This is a genomic window from Kribbella sp. VKM Ac-2571 (genome assembly GCF_004362255.1).
GTDB lineage: Bacteria > Actinomycetota > Actinomycetes > Propionibacteriales > Kribbellaceae > Kribbella > Kribbella pratensis.
Genome location: NZ_SNWS01000012.1, coordinates 157950 through 176321 on the forward strand (window position 1 = coordinate 157950; position 18372 = coordinate 176321).

At 69.1% G+C, this 18372-nt stretch carries 17 protein-coding genes; 13 read left to right on the plus strand and 4 right to left on the minus strand.

What is annotated here, in order from left to right; translation table 11 throughout:
- The first annotated feature begins 8 nt into the window (after positions 1-8).
- Positions 9-953, plus strand: a complete 945-nt coding sequence (locus EV651_RS25700) for a glycoside hydrolase family 43 protein (protein ID WP_133787808.1) — start codon at positions 9-11, stop codon at positions 951-953.
- Here EV651_RS25700 and EV651_RS25705 read toward each other — a convergent pair whose 3' ends face one another.
- Together EV651_RS25705 and EV651_RS25710 are read right to left on the minus strand one after the other, a co-directional pair.
- A complete protein-coding gene (locus EV651_RS25705; RefSeq protein WP_133787809.1) occupies positions 954-1277 on the minus strand; it encodes a plasmid stabilization protein in 324 nt (107 codons plus the stop codon). It lies immediately after the preceding gene.
- 77 nt (positions 1278-1354) lie between these two features.
- Entirely contained in the window at positions 1355-4741 is a 3387-nt protein-coding gene (locus EV651_RS25710) for a beta-N-acetylglucosaminidase domain-containing protein (protein WP_133787810.1), read from the minus strand.
- 95 nt (positions 4742-4836) lie between these two features.
- Here EV651_RS25710 and EV651_RS25715 point away from each other — a divergent pair, with 95 nt between their 5' ends.
- The 5 genes from EV651_RS25715 (at position 4837) to EV651_RS25735 (ending at position 9713) form a co-directional block, all read left to right on the plus strand.
- Entirely contained in the window at positions 4837-5700 is an 864-nt protein-coding gene (locus tag EV651_RS25715; RefSeq protein ID WP_202870516.1) for an RNA polymerase sigma-70 factor, read from the plus strand.
- A gap of 46 nt (positions 5701-5746) precedes the next feature.
- Entirely contained in the window at positions 5747-6094 is a 348-nt protein-coding gene (locus tag EV651_RS25720) for a DoxX family protein (protein ID WP_133787812.1), read from the plus strand.
- A gap of 33 nt (positions 6095-6127) precedes the next feature.
- Positions 6128-7285, plus strand: a complete 1158-nt coding sequence (locus EV651_RS25725; RefSeq protein ID WP_133787813.1) for an ROK family transcriptional regulator — start codon at positions 6128-6130, stop codon at positions 7283-7285.
- Between the two features lie 121 nt (positions 7286-7406).
- Positions 7407-9215 carry a bifunctional UDP-sugar hydrolase/5'-nucleotidase gene (locus tag EV651_RS25730; RefSeq protein WP_238157188.1) on the plus strand — a complete coding sequence of 603 codons (1809 nt, stop codon included), beginning with the start codon at positions 7407-7409 and terminating at the stop codon, positions 9213-9215.
- A 48-nt stretch (positions 9216-9263) separates the two neighbouring features.
- Complete coding sequence (locus tag EV651_RS25735; protein WP_133787815.1) at positions 9264-9713, plus strand: MarR family transcriptional regulator; 450 nt, start codon at positions 9264-9266, stop codon at positions 9711-9713.
- Positions 9714-9725: 12 nt separating this feature from the next.
- Here EV651_RS25735 and EV651_RS25740 read toward each other — a convergent pair whose 3' ends face one another.
- On the minus strand, positions 9726-10286 hold the full coding sequence (locus EV651_RS25740) for a helix-turn-helix domain-containing protein (RefSeq protein WP_133787816.1): 561 nt from the start codon (positions 10284-10286) through the stop codon (positions 9726-9728).
- A 228-nt stretch (positions 10287-10514) separates the two neighbouring features.
- Here EV651_RS25740 and EV651_RS25745 point away from each other — a divergent pair, with 228 nt between their 5' ends.
- From EV651_RS25745 to EV651_RS25755, 3 genes are read left to right on the plus strand one after another with little or no spacing between them, the layout of a single operon-like run.
- Positions 10515-11741, plus strand: coding sequence for an MFS transporter (locus tag EV651_RS25745; RefSeq protein ID WP_133787817.1), 1227 nt, complete (start codon positions 10515-10517; stop codon positions 11739-11741).
- Positions 11738-12928: an MFS transporter gene (locus tag EV651_RS25750; protein WP_133787818.1), complete on the plus strand. Its 1191-nt coding sequence runs from the start codon at positions 11738-11740 to the stop codon at positions 12926-12928. The genes EV651_RS25745 and EV651_RS25750 overlap by 4 nt, the downstream gene beginning before the upstream one ends.
- Positions 12929-12937: 9 nt before the next feature.
- Positions 12938-13936, plus strand: a complete 999-nt coding sequence (locus tag EV651_RS25755) for a hydroxyacid dehydrogenase (protein WP_133787819.1) — start codon at positions 12938-12940, stop codon at positions 13934-13936.
- Here EV651_RS25755 and aroQ read toward each other — a convergent pair whose 3' ends face one another.
- Positions 13937-14539 (minus strand): gamma subclass chorismate mutase AroQ, encoded by a 603-nt coding sequence (gene aroQ / locus EV651_RS25760; protein ID WP_202870509.1) that lies wholly within the window; start codon positions 14537-14539, stop codon positions 13937-13939.
- 113 nt (positions 14540-14652) lie between these two features.
- On the opposite strand from aroQ, the gene EV651_RS25765 reads away from it, so the two are divergent.
- From EV651_RS25765 to EV651_RS25780, 4 genes are all read left to right on the plus strand, one after another.
- Positions 14653-16170 (plus strand): molybdopterin-dependent oxidoreductase, encoded by a 1518-nt coding sequence (locus EV651_RS25765; protein ID WP_133787820.1) that lies wholly within the window; start codon positions 14653-14655, stop codon positions 16168-16170.
- 67 nt (positions 16171-16237) lie between these two features.
- Complete coding sequence (locus EV651_RS25770; RefSeq protein WP_133787821.1) at positions 16238-16906, plus strand: fasciclin domain-containing protein; 669 nt, start codon at positions 16238-16240, stop codon at positions 16904-16906.
- Between the two features lie 2 nt (positions 16907-16908).
- Entirely contained in the window at positions 16909-17520 is a 612-nt protein-coding gene (gene sigK, locus EV651_RS25775) for an ECF RNA polymerase sigma factor SigK (RefSeq protein ID WP_238157189.1), read from the plus strand.
- The gene (locus EV651_RS25780; protein ID WP_133787822.1) at positions 17517-18230 is read left to right on the plus strand and encodes an anti-sigma factor domain-containing protein; all 714 of its coding nucleotides are present in this window, start codon (positions 17517-17519) and stop codon (positions 18228-18230) included. Before sigK ends, EV651_RS25780 begins: the two co-directional genes overlap by 4 nt.
- Positions 18231-18372: the final 142 nt, after the last annotated feature.

Consider the following 18372-nt stretch of genomic DNA (forward strand, 5'->3'; position numbering starts at 1 on the left):
TTCCCTTCATGACATCCCACTACGCGGGCTATCTGTACGTGCATTTCAAGCGCGAATCCGTCGACGGTGAGCAGATCTACTTCGCGTTGAGTGACGGCAACGACCCGTTGCATTTCAACGACCTCAACGGCGGCGAGCCGGTTCTGCGCTCCACGCTGGGTGAGGGCGGCGTCCGCGATCCGCACATCGTCCGTTCGCCGGAAGGCGACCGGTTCTACCTGGTCGCGACCGATCTGCGCCTCTACTCCAGCCGTGACTGGGACCGGCACCAGCGTCAAGGCAGCCGCTCGATCATGGTCTGGGAGTCAGCGGATCTCGTGAACTGGGGACCTGGCCGGCTGGTCGAGGTCGCACCGCCGGAGGCCGGCAACACCTGGGCCCCGGAGGCGGTCTGGGACCCCGAACAGCAGGCGTACGTCGTGCACTGGTCCTCCACGCTCTACGACAACGCCGCGCATGAGGGTGAGAGCTACAACCGCATCATCTACGCGACCACCCGCGACTTCCACGAGTTCTCCGAGCCGCGCGTCTGGATCGACCGGGGATGGCACACGATCGACACGACAGTGATCGACCACGACGGCGTGTACTACCGCTTCCTGAAGGACGAACGCAGCCGCACCGGCGACGCGCCGCTCGGCAAATCGATCTTCTCCGAGACCTCGGCCTCACTGCTGGCACCGGAGTGGAAGCCGCTGGCCGAGGGCATCGGCCTGGGCACGATCAGCCAGGGCGAAGGCCCGCTGGTGTACAAGTCGAACACCGAGGACAAGTGGTATCTCTGGATCGACGAATTCACCGCGGAGCACCGGTACGTCCCCTTCGAGACGACCGACCTCGCCGGCGGCGAATGGACGCCCTCGAAGGACTACCGGCTGCCGCAGGACCCTTGCCACGGCGTCGTACTCCCGGTGACTGCCGAAGAATACGAGCGCCTCGAGCGGCGGTACTGACTAGCGGCCGACTGCCTTGGCGAGTTGGGCCTTTGTCATGGTCGAGCGGCCCTTGATGTTCTTCTGCTTGGCCTCGTTGTAGAGCTGTTCCTTCGTGCGGCCCTTCGAACCGCTGTGCGAGCGCAGGCCGCCGCGGCGTCCGGACGAGATGTCATGGGTGGAGGAACGGCTCGACTCCTTCGCCTCGCCGGCCCGGGCGCGCTCCTTGTTCACGGTCCGCGCCGCGATCTCCTCGGCGACGTCCTCGCTCCGGCCACGCTCCTCCAGGCCTTCCTTGATGTGCTTGTACTGCCGTTCCCGCTTCCGATTCGATCCTGCAGGCATGTCCGTCACTCCTTCCATCACACCCCCCGGTACCCGGACCGCTCACACACAACCAGCCGAGGGGTGAACTGGAGGGGTCAGATTGCCGGGTAGGCCTCGAGTTCGTAGAGGGAGTAGCCGTACTTGGTGGCGCGGTGGACGCCTTGGACGCGGACGTAGCGGGCGGTGGCGTCGAGCCAGAGCGTGTCGGTTCCGCCGTCGCCGTCAGTCACCTCGGTCGCGGTCGTCCAGGTGCTCCCGTCGTCCGAGACCTGCACCTGGTACGCCGAGCCGTACGCCGCCTCCCAGCGCAGCACGAGCTTGCCGAGGTGCGTCGACGTACCGAGGTCGACCTGGAGCCACGAGGCGTCGTCGTAGCCGGACGCCCAGCGCGTGGTGGTGTCTCCGTCGACCGCGAGATCGGCGGTGAACGACGTACCGGGTTCGATGCTTGAGGCGACGGCCGGGCGATCGAGCGCCACGTTGGCGGCACCGGTGCGGGGGCGTACGGCGACTCGCAGTACGGCGTCGACGGTGGTCGCGCCGGAGGTGAAGGTCACCGGAATGTCCACATCTGCCAGGGCGGCGTCGGCGGGAGGAGTGAGCTTCACGGTGACCGACTGCGTGAATCCGCGCTTGACGGTGACCGGCGTACTGGCCGGATCGACGGACCATCCGTCCGGCGGGGCGACGCGCAGGGTGCCGGTGACGTCGGCGCCGCGTTCGGCGGAGATGTCGACCACGAAGCTCGACGCCGTACCGCGGACCACGTCGGCCCGGTCCGCGTCGACGTGCAGACCCGCGAGCGGCGTGTCGCTCCACAGCGGCACGATCTCGCCGACGGCCGGGGTGCCGCTCTTCCACACCAGCCGCACAGCCTCGGCACGAAGGTCGTTCGCAGGCACCTCGGCGTACGCCGATGACACGGAGCCGATGCGCTGCCACGCTCCCCCGACCTGAACCTCCACGTCCGCCGACCCCACGTTCGCCGATTGCTGGAGAATCGTGAGTCCCGCCAGCTCCCTCGGCGCCGACAGGCCGATGGTCAACGCATCTCTGGCGGCGGGCGTCGCGACCGGCACATAGGCGGTCTCCAGGTTTCCGTCCACCGCACGCTGGTACGACGATCCCGGCGCGGGCGCCGGCGTACCACCGGCTGTCAGCGTCGTCTTCCGCCCGCCGATCGTCCCCACCGAGAACTCTCGTACCACCACCCAGAAGCCGGTCGCGGACAACGACCGGTACCGGACATAACGCGCGGTCGTGCCGGCCGGCGCCGTGGTCCGGACCTCGGCCGTGGTCGCACGGGTCAGTTCGGTCCAGCGCGTGCCGTCGAGCGAGTACTCCAGCACGCCCGACTGGATGTAGTCGTTCGGGCTGGACGCCTTACCCATCAGCAGTTCGATCGCGCCGATCGTCGCCGGCTCGCCGAGATCGACCCGGACCTCGGAGCCCTGATCAGGCGTGCCGTTGCTCCAGAAGAACGTGTTCGGGTCTCCGTCGACCATCCGCGCCGGCACGTTGTCCTGGTAGGTGCCCAGGTTCGTCGTCGCGGTGCGACCCGGCTGTACGCCGAGCCAGCGGTCGTGGACGCGGCCCGTCTCGGCGATCAGTTCGTCGACGACCCGTTCGCCGATCCGCGGATAGGTACCGCTGTGCGGCAGCCGGCCGTCCCGGATCGCCTTGGCCTCGGCGACGAGGCTGCTCAGCTGCTGCCGCGCGGTCCAGGCCGTCGCTCCGTCGCCGGCGGCCAGCGCCGCGAGCAGATCGAGGGCGCGTCCCATCGCCTGTCCCCACAGCTCTGTTGCCTTGAGCCACGATTCCGCCTCGTCGGCGAACGCCGGATCGACAACGCCCGACCGGATCGTCGCCGGTGCAGCGGTGATGGCGTTCACCCGCGGCCGCAGCCCGGCGATCGCCTGGGCGCGTTGGCCGGATCGCCACAGTTGCCAGAACTGTTCGACCGCGGCACCGAACACCGGCGCACTCTCCGGATGCAGAGTCCCGTCGTACGTGTTCAGATCCGCGAACACCTGCAAGGCCGCGGCGGTCGCCGGGTTGCCACCCGCCCGCTCGGCCAGCGCGCGGCGCCAGGACGCCTGCTCGTCGTACTTCGCCGGGTTCCAGCCGAGCTCGGCGAACGAGTACAGCGCGATCTTGCTGACCGCCGCCTGGTTCATCGGGTTCGAGATGACGCCGGCGACGTGATCGGCGATCGCGGGCTCGCGGCCGCTGTACGGCGCGAGCAGCAGCCGGCCCGCGGCGTAGTCGTTGACCGGATAGTTGTCCCAGATCAGGATGTCGTGGCCGAACACGGCCTTTGCCTGCGCCGCCTGTGCCGCCGTGATCGTCCGCGGCACCACCCCGATCCCGGTCCAGTGCACGACCACGTCGGAGTCGAGCTGCTCCCGCAAAGCCTTCTTGTACGGCGTTTCGCTGACGTTGTAGTACTCCGTCGGCACCATCTGCAGCGGCGCGACATCCGGCTTGGTCTCCACCCATTCGCGCTGCACCCGGTTGAGCAGATCGCTCTGCGCCCGGCCCGCGGCGCCTCCGCCCGTGCCGTACTTCGCCTTGTCCGCGTCGCAGTGCCAGGAGTTGTAGTCGATGTCGTCGAGCGGCACGTTGAACGATCGGGCGCCCACGTCGTACAGCGCCTGGAACTTCGCGATCAAGGCCTGCAAGTCGGCGTCCGAGGTGTAGCAGATCGACAGGCCCGGCGAGAGCGCGAAGGTGAAGTCCACCTTGTTCTGGCGTGCGCGGGTGACGAGCTCGGCGAGTTGGGCGAGCTTGTCGGCCGGGTACGGGTCGCGCCACTGCTCCCGGTGATACGGGTCGTCCTTCGGCGCGTACTCGTACGTGTTCATGCGGTGTTCGCCGAGGTAGCTGAGCTCGTCGAGGCGGTCCGCGTGCGACCAGGGCGTGCCGTAGAAACCCTCGATGGCGCCTCGATAGCGCATCGTCGGCCAGTCCCGGATCGCGACGCCGGGCATCCAGTCGCGACCGGGGCGAGCCTGGATCAGCTGGGCCAGGGACTGCGCCGCGTAGTACGTGCCGTCGGAGTCGACCCCGTCGAGCACCACGTGACCGCGATCGTGGCTGTCACGGCCGGCGGCGAGGACGTATCCCTCGACAGGCAAGCCCGTGCTGTCCGGAACGTGCAGGGCGCGGAGCGTCGACGCGTCCCGGCCCAGCCAGATGGTCGTCGGCGTACCGGGGTCGCCGCCGTTCGTGGTCCGGATGGTCGTCACGCCGGCGCGGTTCAGTGCCTGGCGTACGACGCGCTCGGCATCCGCATCGGTGCGCGCCGTGCGCACCAGTCCGACAACCGGGGTGAGCGGGAAGCCGTCGGCACGTTGCACGAGTTGCTGCGGCTCGGGTGAGACCACGGCAACCGCGGCACCGGTCGCACCGGCGTACTGCGGCAGAAGCGCGAGCGGGGCAACCAGGGCGAACACACAGACAGCAGACCGGAGCAGGCGCATCGAGTCTCCTCGGGCATGGGCGGGTGCAGCCAGTTAGCCAGTGCGCATAACTGCACGTCAAGTGCTCAACCGAGGCAGATTCAGACATATCTATGATGGATGAAGTGGATCGGTTCACCGAGCATCGGGGATTGTTGTACGCCGTTGCGTATCGGTTGCTCGGGAGCGTGGCTGACGCGCAGGACGTCGTGCAGGATGCCTGGCTGCGGTGGAGTCGGGTCGATGCCAACTCGGTCGACGACGCGGAGGCTTATCTGGTGCGCGTCACGACCCGGCTGGCGATCGATCGATTGCGGAGCGCCGCGGTACGGCGGGAGTCGTACGTCGGGCCGTGGCTGCCCGAGCCCATGCTCACCACCCCCGACACCGCCGATCACGTCGTACGGGCAGACGACGTGTCGACCGCCGTACTGCTCGTGCTGGAAGCCCTCTCGCCCACCGAACGCGCCGTCTTCGTACTGAACGAAGCCTTCGGCTACAGCTACACCGACATCGCCGGCATCCTCGGCCGCCAGGTCGCCGACGTACGCCAGCTCGCACATCGCGCACGCAAGGCGGTCGCGGCCCGACGTCGGCGCTACGACACCGACCGTACGACGCAGCGCGAGGTCACCGAACGCTTCCTCGCCGCCTGCCTGGACGGCGATGTGGAGGCCTTGATGGCAGTCCTCGCGCCGGACGTCACGCTGCTCAGCGACGGCGGCGGACTCACCGGCGCACCGCGCAGACCCATCTACGGACCGCTGTACGTCGCACGCGCATTCGTCGTCCTGTACGAGCGCCGTCCCGCCGGCTCCCAACTGGAACTCGCAGAGCTCAACGGTGCACCCGGCATCGTGATCCAGTCCGACGACGGACCGGTCCTCGCGATCACCCTCCATCTCGTCGACGGCGCTGTACAAGCCCTCCAAGTCGTCAGCAATCCGGCGAAACTCACCGGCTTGTCACATTCCGGCTAGCTGTCTCGTCCGTGAGGCGCCCATCGCCTCACGGATCGGAGACCTTGTGTACGTCGCTTACCTCGCCACCACCCTCCTGGCCGCCGCGCTCACCGGAAGCGCCGCGGTCGCGAACCTCATCGGCCACGACTACCCCAAGGCCCAGGCCGACAAGGTCCACGTCGACCACAAATGGATCCTGCCCTTCGGCCTCCTCCTCGGCGCCGGTTCGATCGGCCTCCTGGCCGGCCTCGCCGTACCGCCCCTAGGAGTCCTCGCCGCCACCGGCCTCGTCCTCTACTTCCTCCTCGCCCTGACCGCCCACCTCCGGGTCCACGACCACAGCCTCGCCCCGTGGGCCCTGTACTTCACAACGTGCGCAGCCGCCCTCGTCACAACCATCGCCTACCGCTGAACCCCCACCAGTTCCGTCTAGGCTGGCCCGATCATGGAGTCCTCGGTGGTGGACGGTGGCGATCACTCGCGGTTGCGGCAGCTCAACGAGCGGGCGGTGCTGGCTTCGGTGCGGGCTGCCGGGGAGTTGCGGGTTGCGCAGATCGTGGAGCAGAGCGGACTCGGGCGGACGGCGGTCGAAGAGGTGTTGTCGAGCCTCGTGTCGCGGCGCTGGCTGATCGAGGAGAGTCCGGCGATCCGCGGGCGCGGGCGGCCGGCGCGCAGCTACCGGTTTCGCGCAGAGGCGGGGTACGTCGCCGGGCTGGACATCGGCGCGTTCTCCGTGCGTGGAGTGCTCACCGATCTCGACGGGCGGATGCTCGCGAACGCGCGGCGCTCCGTGACTCCGGAGACACCACGCAAGCAGCGGCTGGCGACGGCTGACCGGGTGATCGCCGACTGCGCGCGGGAGGCCGGCGTGCCCGAGGCGCGCGTCTGGGCCGTCGGCGCGGGTACGACGGGGTTGGTCGATGCTGCGGGCACCGTCGTACGGGCCAATGCGATCCCGGACTGGGGCGGTACCGATCTGGCTGGGCATTTCAAGGCGCGACTCGTTGTCGTCGACAACGACAGTCAGCTCGCGGCTCTCGCCGAGCAACGTCGCGGGGACGCGGATCACTCGGCAGACATGGTGTTTCTGCACGCGGGACGGCGTACGGGCTTGGCTCTGGTGCTCGACGGGCAGTTGCGGCGGGGCGCGTTCGGGGCAGCGGCCGACATGTCCGCGCTGCGGGGTGTCGCCTGGGAGGCGGCGCTCGAGTACCTGCACGACGTCGTACCGGACGAGATTCCGACGGTGGACAAGGCCGAACGCGCCTTCGCGGCCGCGCGGGACGGGGACCGGGCGGCGCGAGCCGCCGTACGGAAATACGCACGCGCCATGGCAGTCGCCGCCGCAACGGCGATCGCGATCGTCGACCCGCGGCTGCTCGTCCTCGGCGGGGCGTTCTCCCAAGCTGCCGACGTACTGCTCGAACCGCTGGCGGCCGAGCTTGAGCGACTCTGCCCGCGCGTCCCTGAGTTGCACGCATCGTCCCTCGGCGCCCTGTGCGTCGCCCTCGGCGCGGCCAGCCTCGCGCAGGACGCGATCAACGCGCGCCTGCTGAGCCCGAGCCGCGGTCCGCTTCCCCAGCTGTCGTCCCGGAGCCTCTGACTTCCAGGTTGGCCGATTGTTCACCGGGCCGTTGACGCATGTCCGGTCCGGCAGCTAATAATGTCGGAAACAGGCAATAATGCGCACTAACGCGCACCCCTTCGCCAGGAAGCAGGTTGCCGTGAACAGTCGGATCCGCCGCCGGACGTTCCTCACCACCACCGGCGCGATCGCCACCGCGACCGCGGTCGGCGACATCGCCTACGCCACTCCGCACGCGCTCGACAATGACTCATCCGGGGCCTCGGAGTACGTCGACGTACAGCTGCTGAACATCACCGACTTCCACGGCTACCTGCAGCCGACGACGCCCAGCCAGGGCAGCGTGATCACCGGCGCGGGCGGTGTCCAGGTGACCGTCGGCGGCGTCGGGTACCTGGCCACGCACCTGAAGCGGCTGCGCGAGGGGCAGCGGAACTCGATCTTCTTCTCGTCCGGTGACAACTTCAGCGGCTGGCCGTTCGAGGTCGACGCGCACGCCAACGAGCCGACCGTCGAGGCACTGAACGCGCTCGGCCTGCAGTTCAGCACCGTCGGCAACCACGAGCTCGACCAGTCGGTCGACTTCCTCGTCGACCACATGGAACGCGGCAAGCCCTACCCGGTGAGCGGACGCGACGACAACTTCGTCGACTCGACCGGGCAGCGCTTCCAGGGCGCGAACTTCCGCTTCTACACCGCGAACATCGTGCACGCGGACACCGGCCGGACGATCGTACCGCCGTACAACATCGAATGGGTCGACGCCGGCCACGGGCGGAAGCTGCCGATCGCGTTCATCCACCTGACGCTGGTGGGTACCGAGGTGGGATCCACGTCGTACCAGCCCGGGCTGCGGTCGCTGTCCGACCTGGAGCAGGCGAACAAGCTGGCCGCGCAGCTCAAGAAGCGCGGCGTCAACGCGATCGTCATCAACATCCATGACGGCGGCGTCGCCGGGAACGACTACAACGCGGGGACGAACCCGTCCGGGCCGGTGTTCCAGCTGGCCGCGAACGCCTCGCCGGACATCGCCGCGATCGTGACCGGGCACTGGCACTGCCGGTTCAACATGATGGTTCCGGACCCGAACGGCGTACCGCGGCCCGTCGTCGAAGCCGGTAACCACGGGTCGCTGGTCAACGAGATCAACCTCAAGCTGGACCCGCGCACCGGCGAGGTCATCCGCGAGCTCACCCGGTCGACCAACCACGCCAACACCCGCGACGTACCGCTCGACGAGGAGCTCCAGTACATCGCCGACTACTGGACCGCGCAGGGCAAGAAGCGGTACGCCACGCCGCTCGCCCGGGTCACGGCCGACTTCACCCGTACGCCGAACGCGTCCGGCGAGAGCACGATGGGCAACCTGGCGGCGGACTTCGCCTACTGGGACGCGAACCAGCATCCCGACGGGCGCGCCGACCTCGCCCTGATCTCGGTCAAGCCGGTCTCCGGGTCGAACGCCGTGACCGGTGACCTGTTGTTTGCCAAGGGCAGCAATCCGTCGGACGTGGACGGCACCGTGCTGTTCGGCGAGGCCTGGGGCGCCTTCGGGTACGGCAACCCGATCCTGACGGTCACGCTGCCGGGCACCCAACTGCACGCGGCCTTCGAGGCGCAATGGGTGCCGCAGGCAGGAGGCACCGAGAAGTTCGCTCCGTTCGCGGTGTCGCAGAACGTCAGCTACACCTACGACACGACGAAGCCGATCGGTCAGCGCGTCGATCCCGCGAACGTGCAGATCGACGGGAAGCCGCTCGACCTGAACCGGGACTACCGGGTCGCCGCGCTCGCCTACACCTTGATCGGCGGCGACGGTACGACGGTCTTCGCCGGGTTCACCGATCCGGTCCGCAACGACCGCGACCACGAGGGGTTCATCGCGTACCTGCGCGCGCACCCGGTGCTCACGCCCGCACCGCTCGGTCGCGCTCGTCCGGTGAGTTAGGCTGCTGTTCGAGATGATCTGAAAGCCGGATGATACGAGAGCGGAAGTATGCCGAAGCGCACAGCCGTGATCAGGACCGCGCTGCGTGACCTGCGCATCCAGCTCGCGCTGCTGAACCACCAGGTCGGCTCGCAGCTGTCCCTCAAGGACGCCGAGCTGGACTGCCTGGACGTGCTCGCCAGGGACGGGGCGCTCACACCGAGCACCCTGGCCCGGCGGGCCGGCATCCATCCGGCCACGATGACCGGGATCCTCGACCGGCTCGAGCGCGGCGGCTGGATCGTCCGTGACCGCGACCAGGCCGACCGCCGGCGGGTGACAGTCAGTGGCGTCAAGGAGCGGACGGCGGCGATCTACCAGGCGTACCGCGGGATGAACGGCGCGGTCGACAAGATCTGCGCCGACTACTCCGAGGAGGAGCTGGACCTGATCGCCGGCTTCCTGAACCGCTGTGCCGAGGCCGGCCACACCTCCACCGAAAAACTCGCCGCAAGCTGATCCTGCGGGAGATCACCCAGCGCGTCGGGCCTCCAACGCCGCCGGCAGGCGCCTGGCCAGTACGGCGGCGACTTCGTGGCGGTACACCGGCCGGGCCACGTCGCAGGTGTGCGTGAGCTGACCGGTGCGGAGCATCCGCTGGACCTCGTCGACGTCCGCCTCGAGCGCGGTCGCGGCGGACGACAAGGTCAGCCACCCCTCGCGCAGGCGGGCGAGGACGTCCACGTCGTCGCGCCGCAGCGGTAGCTCTTTGCCGTGCGCCGTCAGCAGTCCGGCGTTGATCAGCCGCCGTACGCCGGCCTGGCCGAGGCCCAGGACGTTGCCCGCCTCCGCGACCGACATCCACTGGTCGAGGCCCGACCGTACGACGTCCGACAGCAGCAGGCGGCGGTGCGCACGGGATCGCGCCGGCAGGTGCCCCGCCCGGATCAACCCGGCGACGCGCTGTGGCGGAAGCTCCAGCAGGAGCGCCGCCTGTGCGGTGGTGACCAGTGGGTCGTCGACCATCAACGGCTCTCCGAGCAGATCGGTCAGCCGGGCCCGAAACTCCCTCACCAGTTCCCTGTCACCCATGGCAGTCCTCCCCAGATCCGCGGTGTCTTGTGGGAGCGAACGACACGGGTCCGGGGCCAGAGGCTCTGTTGCATTGTGACACGCTCAGCGATGAATTGATGCAGCTCAGGCGACTATGGAAATCACTCTCCGTAAATGTGATCGGAGTTGCACCTGAAATCGTCACTTCTGGCACAAGTGATCAATTTGCCCTTGCCGCGAGGCCTCTGCTCGCGGTGAGATAGCTGCGTGACGGAAACGCGACCCGCCGATGCGGCGGAGGGGCAGGGCGTCTCGGGCTTCTCGTACCGCCCGTTCATCTGGCTTGCGGTCGCCACCTTCTCGATGGGGATCGACGGGTACGTGCTGGCCGGCCTGCTGCCGCAGATCGCCGGCGACCTCAAGGTCACCCCGGCGGCCGCCGGTCAGCTGATGTCGGTGTTCGCGTTCACCGCCGCCCTGGCCGGTCCGGTGCTCAGCACGCTGACGTCACGGTGGGAACGCCGTACGACGATCGTCCTGTCACTGGGTGTGTTCGTGCTCGGCAACGTGGTCGTCGCGATCGCGACCAACTACCCGGTCGCGCTCAGCGGGCGTGTGATCGCGGCGCTCGGCGGCAGTCTGCTGAACGCCGCCGTCACCGGATACGTCATCGCGCTGACGCCGTCCGAGCACCACGGCAAGGCGTTGTCGTTCGTGCTCGGCGGGTGGATGACCGCGACCGCACTCGGCGTACCTGTCGGTCTGCTGCTCGGGCAGTCTTCGTGGCGGTTCCCGATGATCCTGGTCGCGGTGGTCGGCACGATCGCCCTGATCGGCATCCTTGTCCTGCTTCCGCAACTGCACCTGCCCGGCGGCACCCTCGTCGAACGGCTGCGCCCGCTCGGCCGGCCGCGGCTGGTCGCGGGCCTGCTCGTCACCACGGGCATCCTCTGCAGCAGCTACGCCTGCTTCACGTACGCGACGCTGATCCTCGGCCCGCACTTCCACGCCGAGTGGGCGATCGTCCTGATCATGTTCGGGTACGGCGTCTCGAGCATGGCGGGCAACGCGGTGACGGGACGCCTGGTCGACAAGTTCACCGCGCTCCGGGTGCTGACCGTTGTACTGGTCGGGCTGCTGCTGAACGCCGTCCTCGGCCTGATCGCGCTCATGTTCGCCCCGGCCGTGGTGGCCGCCGTCTGGGGGCTGGTCTGGTTCTTCTCGGCCGGCGTCGGCAACGGCGGCGGAGCTGTTCCGCAGCAGGCGCGACTGGCGTCGATGGCACCGGACTCCGCAGCGATCGTGATGGCACTGAACGGCAGCGCGATCTCGCTGGGGTCGGCCCTCGGCAGTGGCCTGGGCGGTGTCGCACTGACCGCCGGCGCCGCGCCGAACGGGCTGCTCGGCGTCTCGGCCGTCATCCTGACGATCACCGTCGGGCTGCACCTCCTCGTGGCGCGCTCCTCCGCCGCCGCAAAAGCCGCCGCCACGTGACGGACACCTGCACCGCTGACACGGTTGAGGAGCAGGAGTTCTCGTACCGGCCGCTGGTCTGGCTGGCTGTGGCCACGTTCTCGATGGGAATCGACGGGTACGTCCTGACCGGGTTGCTGCCCACCATCGCCGCGGACCTGCACGTCAGCGTGGCGGCCGCGGGCCAGTTGATGTCCGCGTTCGCGCTGACCGCGGCCTTCGCCGGGCCGGTCCTCGGAACGCTGACCTCTCGGTGGGAGCGCCGTACGACGATCGCCACGGCGCTGGCGGTCTTCGTGCTCGGCAACCTGGTCGTCGGCCTCGCGACGACGTACCCGATCGCGTTCGCCGGGCGGGTGCTGGCGGCGCTCGGCGCCTGCCTGCTGAACGCGGCCGTCAGCGGTTACGTGATCGCCGTGACGCCGGTCCGGCACCGCGGGAAGGCGTTGTCGTTCGTGCTCGGCGGGTTGCTGACCGCGACGGCCCTCGGCGTACCGGTCGGCCTCGTGATCGGGCAGTCGAGCTGGCGCTACCCGATGATCCTGGTCGCCGTGACGGGAACGATCGCCCTGACCGGCATCCTGCACGGTCTACCTCGTCGGCAGCTTCCGGCCGGCCGGCTCACCGATCAGCTTCGCCCACTCGGCCGACCCCGGCTACTCGGCTCCCTGCTCGTCACGAGCGGCATCCTCGCCGGCAGCTTCACCTGCTTCACCTACGCCGTCCTGATCCTCGGCCCGTCCTTCCGGGCCGGTTGGATGATCATCGCGATCATGTTCGGGTACGGCGTCGTCAGTGCGCTGGGCAACGCGATCACCGGCCGGCTGGCGGACCGCTTCCCGGCACCGCGCGTGCTCACCGTTGTCCTGATCGTCCTGCTGCTGAACTCGGTTCTCGGCCTGGCCGGCCTGCTGCTCACCTCGGCCACCGCGCTCGCGGTGGTCGGCGTGAGCTGGTTCTTCTTCCAGGGCGCCGGCAACGGCGGCGCGGCCGTACCGCAACAGGTTCGGCTCGGCGGCATCGCCCCGGAGTCCGCCGCGATCGTGATGGCCCTCAACGGCAGCGCGATCTCGCTCGGTTCCGCGTTCGGCAGCGCCGTCGGCGGCATCGCTCTGACCGCCGGGACCGCGCCGTCCGGCCTCCTCGGCCTCGCCGCGGTGGTCCTCGCGGCCACACTGGTCCTGCATCTGATCGTTTCCAGGTCCTAGAATCCGGTCATGGCCGAAAAACTGCGGGTGGTACTGGCGGCGACGCCGGCGTACCGGGAGATGGTGTTCGCGCCGGAGAGTACGGCGCGGCTGGAGGCACTCGGGGATCTCGTCGTACAGGATGATCCGGGCGATGCTCAGGCGTTGACGGCGACGTTGCCCGGGACCGACGTACTGATCACGTCGTGGGGTGCGACGCCGCTGACCGCGGCGGTGCTGGATCACGCGGACCGGTTGCGGTTGATCGCACACAGTGCGTCGTCGGTGAAGCATTTCGTCACCGACGAGGTCTTCCGGCGCGGGCTGCGGATCACGCAGGCGGGGCAGGCGATGGCGGAGCCGGTGGCCGAGGTGTCCCTCGCGTTCACGTTGAGCCTGCTGCATCGCATCCAGCGGTTCGATCGCGCGATGCGCGATGGAGCGTGGCGGGACGATGTACCTGCGCAGCACGGGCTGACGGCGTCGCGGATCGGGGTCGTGGGTGCATCGCGGACCGGCGTCGAATACATCCGGATGCTCGTCGCGCTGCGGGCCGCCGAGGTCGTCGTCTACGACCCGTACCTCACGGACGAGCGTGCTGCGGAGCTCGGCGTACGTCGTACTTCGCTCGACGACCTGCTCCGCACCAGCCGGGTGGTCGCCCTGCACGCGCCGACACTGCCCGAGACGCACCACCTGATCGGCGCCCGCGAACTCGCGCTGATGCCCGACGGCGCGTCCCTCGTCAACACGGCCCGCTCGTGGCTGGTCGACACCGCCGCGTTGCTCGACGAACTCCGCAGCGGCCGGATCGACGCCGCCCTGGACGTCTTCGACGAGGAGCCGCTGCCACCCGACGACCCGTTGCGCGCACTCCCGAACGTTCTCCTGACACCCCACCAGGCCGCCGCCACCGTCGAGTGCTACTTCGAGATGGGCCAGATCACCGTCGACGAAATCGAACGCCACGCGACCGGCCGCCCCCTCCGGTACGAACTGACGGAGGCGGCCCTCACGCGGATGGGGTGATCAGCAGGTTGCCGTCGAGGCGGTTCGGAGGGCTCGGCGGTGGAGGGGGTCGAGGTGGTGGTGGGCGGCGCCGGTGGCGTTGGCGATCGCGAGGGAGATGTCGCAGCGCAGGCCGCTGCCGCGGAGGTCGTCCACGCGGACCAGTTCGGCCAGCAACTGGGTGGTGAGCGCGTCGAGCTTCTGGCGGATCACGTTCAGGTCGGGTCCGCTGGTCGGGGCCTTGTCCGGATGGGCGGCCCAGTAGGCGAGCAGGCCGCGCTGGACCACCTTGCTGGCCTCGATCTGGGCGCGGAAGAAGGCCGCGGTCGAGTCCGGGTCGATGCCGAGCTGTACGGCGGACGCGCGGACCGAGTCGAGGATCTGCTGCTCACGGACCGGGTCGTCGACCGGCTTGCCGCTGAAGTATTTCGAGGCCGCGACGTCGTCACCGACCAGGATCCGCTGGATGACCAACTCGGTCAGCGCCTCCAACGACGGCGCTGTCTCGTGCACTCCCCCGAGCTGGACGGTCGTATTCGGCGCCGCATCGGCTGCCGGCATCAGCAGCGTCGACGTACCGACTGTGGTTGCCGCGACGGCTGTCGTGATCAGCTTTCGAAGCACTTGCTCCACCCTTCCCCGATGAAAGTCCAGAACGGGTGGGGACTTTACGCCGCGATGGGTGCATCCATGCAGCTCGCACCCATCCGGAGCCCCGGCGGTACCGAATCCCAGCCATGCACAGGGCACTCGGGGCATTAGGTGGTGTGGTCGCAGCCGGTACGGCGCTCGCGGCCGGATATCTCGTCGCGGGCCTGACCGGCGGACCGTGGCCTGTCGACGCGGTCGGCGTACAGGTCATCGACTGGTCCCCCGGGCCGGTCAAGGACTGGGCCGTCCGGAGTCTCGGTACGGCCGATCGTCCGCTGCTGCGCGTCGGCATCTGCGTGACGCTCGTGATCGTGGCGGCCGTCGCCGGATGGATCGGCGCGGGCGGGCACCGGCGGACGGCGGTTGCGATCGCGGGCGGGCTGGGCCTGGTGGGGTTGGTGTTCGCGATCGTGAGCCGGTCGTCCGCCGCCAACCTGGTCGACCGGTTGCTGCCGGCAACGGTCACCTTGGTGGTCGCGGTGCTGGCGATGGCCCTGGTCACACACGCCAGACCAACGCGGCAGCCGGGCGATGCCGCGCAGCCGGACGGGTTTGATCGGCGGCGGTTCTTGCTCACCGTTTCGGCGTTGGCCGTCGTCGGGGCCGGGGCTGCTGGTGCTGCTCGGTTTGCCGGCGGATCCGGGCAGGAGCTGCGGGCGGGTGTTCGGGTGCCGCGGCCGACCGACGCCGCGGGGCCCATGCAGGCGAGTCTCGACGTCCCCGGCATCAGCCCGTTCACGACACCGAACGCCAAGTTCTACCGCGTGGACACATTGCTCCAGGTGCCCCGGATCGACCCGCGGGACTGGGAGTTGCGGATCCACGGACTTGTCGACAAAGAGCTCCGGCTCTCGTTCGACCAGTTGCTCGAACGACGGCTGATCGAGCGCGACATCACCCTGACATGCGTGTCCAACGAGGTCGGTGGTCCGTACACGGGGAACGCCCGCTGGATCGGCGTACCGATCGCGGATCTCCTGCGCGAAGTCGGCGTCCGGCAAGGGGCTGACGCGGTGAAGTCGACCAGCGTCGACGGGCTCACCATCGGTACGCCGCTCGCGGCGCTCACCGACGGACGGGACGCGATCCTCGCGCTCGCGATGAACGGCGAACCGTTGCCGTTCGAGCACGGCTTCCCGGTGCGGATGGTCGTCCCCGGCCTGTACGGGTACGTGTCCGCGACCAAGTGGATCGTCGACTTCGAGGTCACCAGGTTCCAGGACTTCAGCGCGTACTGGACCGACCGCGGCTGGTCGGTCGAGGCGCCGATCAAGACGTCCTCGCGCATCGACGTACCGAAGGGCTTCGCGACCGTGAAGGCCGGACCCGCGGTCGCCGCCGGGGTCGCGTGGGCGCAGCGCCGCGGCATCAGCAAGGTCGAGGTCCGGGTCGACAACGGCCCGTGGCGACCGGCCCGGCTGGCGCCCGTCGACGGCCCGGACACCTGGCGGCAGTGGACGTTCCGCTGGAACGCCACGCCCGGCACCCACAAACTCACCGTTCGCGCGACCGACGCGACCGGCGAACTGCAGACCGATCGGCAGGCACCGCCGCGGCCGAACGGCTCGAGCGGCCTGCACAACACGGTCGTGATGGTCGAGTGACCCATCCGGCCCCCGAACGGCTCCGAAGTACTCCTGTCATCAACCCATTGAAGGAAGAGATCGAGTCATGACCAAGTACCTCACCCGCGCCGGCGTCGCCCTCAGCGCGCTGGCCCTCGCAATGACCGCATCCGCTTGTGGTGGTGGCGACGACAACAGCAGCGCCTCCAGCGGTACGACGACCAGCACGAGCAGCAGCGCACCGGCGACCAGCACCACACCGTCGACGAGCGACACGGCCGGCGGACTGGTCGGACCGGGCTGCGCCGGCTACGCGAAGGCCAACCCCTCGGGCGCCGGCTCGATCGACGGTATGGCGGCCGCACCGCTGGCCACCGCCGCGTCCGGCAACCCGCTGCTCAAGACCCTGGTCGCGGCCGTCTCGGGCAAGCTGAACCCGAAGGTCGACCTGGTCTCCACGCTGAACGGCGGCGAATTCACCGTCTTCGCGCCGGTCGACGCCGCGTTCGCGAAGATCCCGGCCGCGACCGTGAACACTCTGAAGACGAACGACGCGCTGCTGACCAAGATCCTCACCTACCACGTCGTACCCGGCCAGCTCGACCCGATGGCGGTCGTCGGCAAGCACTCGACCGTCGAGAAGCAGGACGTCACCGTGAGCGGCTCGGCCGACAGCCTGAAGGTGAACGGCGCCAACGTGATCTGCGGCGGCGTGAAGACCGCGAACGCTACGGTGTACCTCATCGACTCCGTTCTGATGCCCCCGGCAAGCTGACCGTGAACGAACCGACCGCGCTGCCTTGGCCCGCCGGATCGCACTCGCGATCCGGTGCGGTCGCGGACAGCGACCTCCTGATGCTGACCGCGACCGGTGACACCGCCGCGTTCAGCGCGCTCTACGACCGAGTCGCGCCGTGGGTGTTCGGCCTCGTACGCCGGGTGCTCCGCAACCCGGCCCAGTCCGAAGAGGTGACCCAGGAGGTCATGCTCGACGTCTGGCGCACCGCGACCCGGTACGACGCCGACCGCGGCTCCGCGCGCTCCTGGATCCTCACGATCGCGCATCGTCGCGCGGTCGACCGGGTGCGCTCCGAGCAGGCCGCCGCCGACCGCACCGAGCAGGTCGGCGCGCGGTCCGTGGACGTCGCTTTCGACCAGGTGGCCGACACCGTCACCACCCAGCTCGAAGCAGAGCAGGTTCGGCGGTGCCTCGGCTCGCTGACCGACCTGCAACGCGAATCCATCGAGCTCGCGTACTACAACGGCTACACCTACCCCGAGGTCGCCCAGCAACTCGGGGCCAAGCTCCCGACCATCAAGGCAAGAATGCGCGACGGCCTGATCCGCCTCCGCGACTGCCTCGGAACCACGAAAGGGCAGGCGCGATGACGGAACCCGACGTACACACCCTCACCGGCCCCTACGTGCTGGACGCGCTGCCGGACGACGAGCGGGTCCGCTTCGAGGCCCACCTCGCGGAATGCACCTTCTGCACTACCGAGGTCGACGAGTTGCGCGCCGCCGCGGTGAAGCTGGCGACCCAGGTCTCCACTCCGCCGCCTCCCGCGCTGAAGGCGAACGTGATGTCCGCGATCGAGAACGTCCGCCAACTCCCCCCGGTCGTCCACGATCAGCCCGCCGTGCGTCGGCGCTTCAGGCGTCGATCGATCCTGGCACTGGCGGCCGCGGCGGCTGTGGTCGCCGTCAGTGGCGGGATCGCGATCGACCAGTACCGGGATCGGACCGCCGCGGAGCAGGCCAACCGGCAGATGGCCGCTGTTCTCACGCAGCCCGACGCGCGGACCGTTCACGGGGCGGTCCAGGGCGGCGGGCAGGCCACGGTCGTCGTGTCGGCGAAGGCCGACAAGTCGGTCGTCGTCCTGCGGGATCTGCCCGAGCTTCCCGCGCACCGGACCTACCAGCTGTGGATGATCGACCCCGGCCAGACCGCCCACTCGGTCGGCCTCGCGGCCGGCGATCTCACCAGGGTCATCAACGGTTCGACCGCCGGGATGAAGGCGTTCGGTCTCACGGTCGAGCCCGACGGCGGATCCCCCAAGCCGACGCTCCCCGCAGCGGCACTGATCCCGCTGGCCTAGCGGGTGTCTGATGGTTCCACCCCCCGAGCGCAGAAAATCTGGTTCTGAAAATCTGGTTCTGAAAATCTGGCGCTGGAAACTCGTGCTCATCGGACCGATGAGTTCGGGGTGGCTCGGCGGTCTGTACAGGTGTGACTAGAGA